The 7,569-nt window shown below is 61.0% G+C and carries 4 protein-coding genes and 1 pseudogene; 2 read left to right on the forward strand and 3 right to left on the reverse strand.

Translation table 11 applies throughout. From position 1 onward, the window contains the following. Positions 1-356, forward strand: a 356-nt coding sequence (locus tag ACT53T_RS06850; protein ID WP_476160650.1) for a DDE-type integrase/transposase/recombinase, incomplete at its 5' end; no start/stop codon positions are given. Positions 357-425: 69 nt separating this feature from the next. Further along, positions 426-845 (forward strand): annotated as a pseudogene (locus tag ACT53T_RS06855) (transposase); the annotation flags it as partial. Positions 846-902: 57 nt separating this feature from the next. Here ACT53T_RS06855 and ACT53T_RS06860 read toward each other — a convergent pair. From ACT53T_RS06860 to fcl, 3 genes are all read right to left on the reverse strand, one after another. Continuing rightward, a complete protein-coding gene (locus ACT53T_RS06860; protein WP_476160651.1) occupies positions 903-3,608 on the reverse strand; it encodes a glycosyltransferase in 2,706 nt (901 codons plus the stop codon). Positions 3,609-3,610: 2 nt separating this feature from the next. Continuing rightward, positions 3,611-5,854 carry a glycosyltransferase family 4 protein gene (locus tag ACT53T_RS06865; protein WP_476160652.1) on the reverse strand — a complete coding sequence of 748 codons (2,244 nt, stop codon included), beginning with the start codon at positions 5,852-5,854 and terminating at the stop codon, positions 3,611-3,613. Between the two features lie 283 nt (positions 5,855-6,137). Beyond that, positions 6,138-7,097: a GDP-L-fucose synthase gene (gene fcl, locus ACT53T_RS06870; RefSeq protein WP_476160653.1), complete on the reverse strand. Its 960-nt coding sequence runs from the start codon at positions 7,095-7,097 to the stop codon at positions 6,138-6,140. Between the last annotated feature and the right edge of the window lie 472 nt (positions 7,098-7,569).

The following is a 7,569-nucleotide window of genomic DNA, read 5'->3' on the forward strand; positions in this document are numbered from 1 at the left end:
CTCAGCGATTGCTGAAACGCCTTCTTCACAAGCAGGGCTGTCGCCCACGGCGCATAGTCACCGACAAGCTCGGTTCCGATGCCGTGGCGCGCCGGAAGATCATGCCGCGCGTCGAGCATCGATCGCACAAGGATTTGAACAATCGCGCAGAAAACTCCCATGTCCCATTACGAAAGCGCGAGCGAGTGATGCAGGAGTTTCGATCATGGCGAGGGCTACAACATTTCGTCGACCTCTTCTCGGCAGTCCGCAATCTCTTCGTTCCATCCAGACCTTCCAGGTGTTCCGCCATTGCCGTCCGTCTGCATCGCCTCAGGGCGATGGCAGAGTGGAAGTCCGTGACGACGGCCGCTTGAAATCAGCCTGCGTGGCGTCAATGCGCCTGTATCGAGTTTATGTGATATCGCCTTGAAAGCCACGCCGGAGGGATACAGATCAACGGCCGCAAGCGCCTCATCGTCACCGACACGCAAGGAAATCTCGTTGGTCTCGTCGTGCGCGAAGCCGACGTTCAGGATCGTGACGGAGCGCCGCGCGTTTTCGCTTCGATCCGTTCGCTCTATCCGTGGCTGCGTCACATGTTCGCCGATGGCGGCTACGCCGGGGACAAGTTGCGCGCCGCGCTGAAAGGCAACGGCTCGTGGACGTTGGAGATCATCAAGCGTTCGGACAAAGCCAAAGGCTGCGAATTGCTGCTGCGTCGCTGGGTGGTCGAAAGAACCTCCGCTTGGCTGGGATGCTGCCGACGCCTCGCCAAAGACTTCGAAGCCACAATCGCCAACGCCGTTGCATGGGTGCTCTTCGCCAACGTCCGCACCCTCACGCGACGCATCGCAAGGCGTTGAGCCAAAACGTAAACATTTCGAGTCCGACTCTAAAACAAGGCGCCGCGCGACGAGGCACTATCGTCGCTTTATCGTCAGGCGCTCGAACTCCGCGATATGGGCGGAGGCGCAGCGCGACCAGGAAAATTCTTGCGCGCGGCGTACTGCCTCCGCCTTCAGTCGCCTTCGCTCTGTCGTATCGATGGCAAGACGCAACATTGCCGTGGCGATATCCGATGGATCGAGCGGGTCGACCAGCATAGCGCCGTCGCCGCCGATCTCCTCTGTGCTCGAGCCGCGCGAGGTGACGACCGGCGTGCCGCAGGCGAAGGATTCCAGAATCGGGAGACCGAAGCCCTCGGCGAGCGAGGGGAAAACGGAGCAGATCGCGCCTTCATAGAGCGTCCAGAGATCCTCGTCCGGCACGCGCCCGAGAAAATGTACCCGCTTCGTCGCATTGGCAGCAGTCTGTTGTAGCTCGGCGAGATCGACCTTCCATCCCTCCTCGCCGACGATCAACATATGCAGATCGCGAACCTCCGGGCGATTGGCGAGAAGCGCAAAGGCGGCGAGGGCGTTGAGCAGATTCTTGCGCGGCTCGATCGTGCCGACGCAGAGCATGTAGCGTGCGCTACGTGGGAGATCGACAATTTTGCGTAGCTCGCGCCGCGTGGTCCGGGTGTTTTCATCGGCTGCGAGATGAGCGACCGAGGTCGTGGCGCGCAGCGTCGGCAATGCGCCCTGCAACTGCTGTTGGGTCGCGCGTGAGTTGCAGAAAATATGGTCCACCGTCAGTAGCTGACGCAGCTGGCGCCGGAAGGTAGACACGGCCTCCGCGCTGAACCACTCCGGCCGCTCCATCGGAAACAGATCATGCACCATTATACTCTGCGGCAGAGCGGCGAAGCGCGCCGGCGTGGCTTCGGCTGGAAAATAGGGCAGCAGCACGATGGCGTGCGCCGCGATCGCGTCTTTCTGATGCGCCTCGCACTCAAGCCAATGAGGCTCGGCCTCGACGAGCTTGCTCCACTCGGACCGCAGAGATTGCGAATAGAAGACGCGCAGGTCGACGCGGGGATCGCGCCGCAGCTCGCTCATGACATTCTTCACATAGCGATGGACGCCGGTTCGCGCTCGCGGATCGGCGGCGGCCATGCAGAGAACGTCGATATTACCATAGACGACGATCGCATCCTCCGAGGCGGGCGCCACCGCCGCGACCTTCACGACCGTCTCGGACAAAGCCTCAAAGCTCCGCGAAGCCGCGCCGTCGAAATGCGCGCCGAGCTCCTCGACAAGGGCGGCGCGTCCTTTCGCCTCGATGAGGCGACGCGCGTCGAAAAAAGCGCTGCGCTCCGGAATGCCGCCCCGCGCCGCCACCAGTAACGCCAGCGTGAATTGCGAATCCGACAGGTCCTGCTCGGCGTCGACGAGGGCGCGGCCGAAGCGCGGCGCAGAGAGCGCAATGTCCAGCTCCGCCATCAGCGGGCGATCGGGCCGATTGCGATATTCCTCCGAGCCGGTGAACTCCAAAATGACCGCTTCGCGCGATTTTCCGGCGCCGATCGCATGCGCATAGCTGCGCAGCTCATTGTCGCTGCAACCGCGCTGAAGCAGATGGCCGTAGGAGAGCAGAACAAACTCGAAGACCGGCAGAGACAGAAGAATGTCGAGATCGTCGCAGGCGAGAAAAGCCGGATCGACGGGCGGCGTCAGCCGCGGGACGAAAGCTTTCCGCTCTTCGACTGACAGAGTCATGAATTTGACGGCGCGCAGCAGCTTGGATCGCGTGCGTGCGTCGAAGAGCGAGAGATAGCGGCCATAATAGAAAACAAAAGCGCGCGTGCGGTGTTGCGCCGGGCAATATTCGTTCAGAATATGCAGGATTGGGCGCACGAAATTGGCCGAGCGCAACGAGAAGAATTTCATATTCTTCTTCGAAAAGGGGCCGTCGCCATCGACCGTGAAGCGGTTGTAGAGTCGCGCACGTAGCGCGATCAGGCGCCGCAGGCCGGCCTTCTCGGCGCGCATGGTGAATTCGCTGTCCGCATGATAATGGGGCGCGTTGCGCTGCTCGTAGAGACCGATCTTTTCGAAGACGGATTTGTGAACGAGCGTACCATTGCCGCACAGATAATCGACCTCGATCAAGTCGACGCCGACTCGCTCCTTCGCATCGAGCGCGTCCTCATGGACATTGGCGAAGCCCGTCTGCACGAAGGCGCCGCTCTCCCAATCATTGTAAGCGCCGACGCCCCAGAGGCGGCCTGGCTCATTGGCGTATGAGATCACGCTGCCGACAATAGGAGCGCCGCTGTCGAGCGCGCCTTCGACGATATCGGCGAGGAAATCATCGGGAAGTATCGCGTCGTCATTGAGCGTAAGAATATAGTCGCAGGCGTCGTCTAGCGCGGCTTTCACGCCGGAATTGGTCGCCGCTGTCCAATAGTGCCAATCGGGATCGTCGATGACGACGATCTCGCTCGCGCCGAGCGCGCGCAGCGCTTGCGGCGTGCCGTCGGTCGAGCCCGAATCGACGAAATAGAGGCGAAAGAACGGGTAGTTCTGCCGCCGCATGCTCTGCGCGAAACCGAGCGTCCAAGCGCGCCGGTTGCGGACCGGCGTGACGACGCCGATGATCGGGTAGGCACGCCGCCTTTTCCGCAGCGTCTCGGATGCGGATATCGGGGATCGCAGCGCTTCGTACGCGTTCTCGGAGGTGGGTGCTTCGCTTTCTGCGTTCGCGGGCGCGCCGCGTCGAAGGAGGAAATCTGCGATTCTCATTGTCAATGACCGCGGGCTCGAGAGTCGTCAGCGAAAGAGGAGCGGCCCGGAAAGCGCAGACGCGTTCCCCGGGTGCAGAAAGCGCTGAGGTAGGCGATATCGCCATTGTGCAAGTCGCTCAGCGAGCCGCCGCGACGGATCACCGTGTCGATGATGGCGAAGCCGTTCTTGCGGCGCTTCTCATATTGCAGGACGCCGTCGATTTCCGTGGGCGGCGGGTCGAGCGTCACATTGACCGCGTCGGAATCGATCTCGGCGAAAGTCGCCGACGGATTGAGATCGAGCGCCATCAAAATCGCATCCATCACATCCGCACGATAGGCGGTGGCGTTTTGCGGCAGAGTGGTGATGAGATGGTAGTCGGCGTCATTATAGCGATTGCTGAACTCCAGCGTCGCGCGCTCGCGCGCCCGTGGCCTGGACGAATCGAGCACGATCAAGCGGCGCGCCGTCGCGAATAGCGAGCGCAGCCCCTCATCGCGCAGCAAGGAGATGTCGACGCCGATCGTCACCTGCGCCTGCGCGCCGAACAGTGACGCATGATAGAGATTTATGTCCTCTATCTCCCGCAATGCGGCGATCTGCTCTGCCTCCAGCGGCTCGAGATAGAGCGCGAGCACGGCGAGCCGCTCGAGCACGGCCGGACGCCTCACGCGGCGGCGCGCCAGAACATTCGCCGCGGCCTCGCTCTTTTTGCGATCGACGAGCTGCTGGACGACCTCGGTCAATTGCTCGGCCATTTTCCGCGACGAGAACATTTCGGCGCGCGCATAGCCTTTCTCGACGAGGTCTCGGCGCAGCGCATCGTCGCGCCAAAAGCGCTCTATGTCATCGGCCATGGCGACGGCGTTGCGCTCGTTTTGGAAATAGGCGCAGGCGTCGCCGCCGATCTCGGTGATCGCGGAGGAGGTTCCCGTCAGCGCCGGGACGCCGAGCTTCATCGCATCGACGAGAGGAATGCCGAATCCTTCATAGAGCGAGGGAAAAACCAAACCGACACTGAAGACGAAATAATGCAGCAGCGTCGATTCGGGCAGGAAGGATTCGATCCGCACCAGGTCCGGAATGTCGAGCTGGCGCGCGGTGGCGGTCAGCTGCTCGACGCGATCCTTCTTGCCGCCGACATTGGTCAGCATGATCGGGACATCGACGCCGCGCTGGTGCAGCAAGGCGATCGCCTGCAGCAGAATCTCGTGATTCTTGTGAACCCACGGCACGGCCGGATAGATCAGATAGGGCCGGTCCACCGGCTTCTCGGCGCGAATTTTATCGAGATGCGCGCGCGTCTGCCCCGAGTCCTCGGCCATGAAGCCGCTCAAATGCACCGCGCGCACCGCATCGACATCGTAAAATGTCTCGAAGTTGCGGCGCTCGAACTCCGAATTGGCGAGCAGCACATCAGCGCGATCGAAGACATAGCGATATTCGCGCAGACGCGCGGCGTTCTCCGCGTCCGAGAAGAATGTCGGATGATGCATGTGCTGCAGATCGTGAATGAAGGCGAGCACCGGCACATGCTTTGGAATATAGGTTGGGCGCAGAGCATTCAGCGGATCGAAATAGCAGTCGCACCATTCGAGATGCTGCGTCATTTGCGCGGTGTCGTCGGCGGTGACGACGACGAACTCGGCCTTTGGATAGCGGTGTGCGAGATCGGCGTGATAGGGCGGGACCGCGACGCGCAGCGAGACGAAGTCCGGCAGATGCATGAGATAGGCTTTGCAGACCCGGCCGGCGCCGCCGGCGCCCTCGGTCTCCGGTAGCAAGCGCACCAGATTCATCAGCAGGCGGACGCGCCGTTCGCTTTCACGTCGAAGCCGAGCGGCCTGCTCCTCAGAGGCGGTCAGATCGAACTCGAGCCCGAGGAGCGAGAAGACCGGCGTCGAGCCGTCGGCCGGATCGAAGCGAATGCGCATGACGGGCTTGGCGAAGAGGCAATAGGCAGTGAAGGCGCCATCCGGTTCCTCGAAGAAGCGGATGGGGAGACGTTCCGCCTCGGAAAATCCCGACCCCGTATCGATGTAGAAAGAGGCCTCGTTGAGCTGACCGAGCCCGGTGCCGCCGATCGCGCGAATTGCATAAGCGCCGGGAGGGAGCGGAATCACGCCGAAGCCGGCGAGATCGAGCTGCGGGTCGAGGCCGGTGACTTTCCATTCGCCGGCGGCATCCGCACCGGCTTCTATATCGAGCAGCGGGACGATGTCGAAACTGCGGGGAAAGCGGCCGATGAACTTGCCGATGTTCATCGATCTAAAGGCCGAAGCGACGAGACTTCTGGTTGATGCAACTATCGACACGCAAACCTCAAGTCGTTGACTTTACCTTTCAATATATTGAAATTTCATCAAGTCAACTTGTTCATGACAAAGCTACGCCCGTAACCAGCGCAAGGTCGTCCGGCGAAAAACATCGCGCGCGGCGTCGCATGTCGCTCAGACCCGAGCAATGCCGTCCCGTCACATTATGGCTCTGAAAAAGCGGATGCTCGCGCTATGGCGTGCATCCGCCGCGCCGATCGTCAGCTTCGCTTCAGCCGACTGGATCGAGGACAGGGACGGCCGCCGATTTCTCCTTGGCGAGGAAGAATCGATAGGCGTCGGCGATGCCGTCCTCAAGGGAAATTTGCGGCGTCCAGCCGAGCGCGCGAAGCCGGCTCGAATCCATCAGCTTGCGCGGCGTCCCATCGGGCTTCGTCGCATCGAGGACCAAGCGGCCCGAAAAGCCGACGGCGCGCTGCACCGTCTCCGCGAGCTCGCGAATCGTCACCTCGGAGCCGGTCCCGCAATTGATATGCTCATAGCCGTCGTAATTATCGAGGCAGAACACGACGCCCCGAGCGAGATCGTCGACATGCAGAAATTCACGCAGCGGCGTCCCGGTGCCCCACACGACGACCTCGTCCCGACCGGCCACTTTCGCGTCGTGGAACTTGCGAATGAGGGCGGGCAGGACATGGCTCGTCTGCAGGTCGAAATTATCGTTGGGTCCATAGAGGTTGCAGGGCATGACGGAAATATAGCTGCGGCCATATTGCTTGCGATAGGCTTGGCATAGCTTGATGCCGGCGATTTTGGCGATCGCGTACCATTCGTTGGTCGGCTCCAGCGGACCCGTCAGCAGCGCATCCTCGGTGATCGGTTGCGGCGCGAATTTCGGATAGATGCAGGACGATCCGAGAAAGACTAGACGATTCACCCCCGCCGCATGAGCGGAGTGAATGATGTTTGTCTCGATGGCGAGATTGTCATAGATAAAGTCGGCCGGATAAGTGTCATTGGCGTAGATGCCTCCGACTTTCGCCGCAGCGAAGACGATCGCATCCGGGCGATTCTGCTTCAGCCAGACTTCCACGGCGATTTGATTACGTAGGTCGACAACGAAGCGATCGACCTTCAGGACGGCTTCTCCTCTCGCCTCGAGGTGCCTCGTCACGGCGGAGCCGACCATGCCTTTATGTCCGGCGACCCAAACTCTACGCGTGCCCGCCATAGGTGAATTTTCCTCTTCGAACTGAGGCCGATCTTCATGCTCGGAATGGAAGCTCGCAATTTTTTACGGCATATCCGTCCCGGAGCGCAAACGAATAAAGGGCTCTGTTCCAAATTTCTATCGCGGGTCGGTTGGGGCAATGTTCGCCGGGTGTGGAGCAGGCGGGAATAGTGCGATGATCGATTTCAAGGGCCGCCATTTTGAACGCGACGATCCTGCGGGTTCTGGTGCAAACGGCGTGTGCGGGACATATACTCGGCGACCGAGACGCCGATGATGACCTTTGTCGAATTTCGGGAAATATAGGAAGTCGGTTGACGAATTGATCGCAGATCGCATCATCATGTGCTCGCCGCAGCGTTGGCCTGCTCCTGAAGTAAAACCTCCTCGGCGAATTGCGTCAGATAGGCGCCATACTGGCTTTTGGCGAATTTCTGCGCGGCGGCGCTTAGCGCCTCGGCGTCGATCCAGC

It is taken from the genome of Methylosinus sp. DMC45, from assembly GCF_056313885.1.

What these genes read in the sequence shown, in the direction of transcription:
- fcl (WP_476160653.1), bottom strand. Translation starts at nt 7,097, where the DNA reads ATGGCGGGCACGCGTAGAGTTTGGGTCGCCGGACATAAAGGCATGGTC.
- ACT53T_RS06865 (WP_476160652.1), bottom strand. Translation starts at nt 5,854, where the DNA reads ATGAACATCGGCAAGTTCATCGGCCGCTTTCCCCGCAGTTTCGACATC.
- ACT53T_RS06860 (WP_476160651.1), bottom strand. Translation starts at nt 3,608, where the DNA reads ATGAGAATCGCAGATTTCCTCCTTCGACGCGGCGCGCCCGCGAACGCA.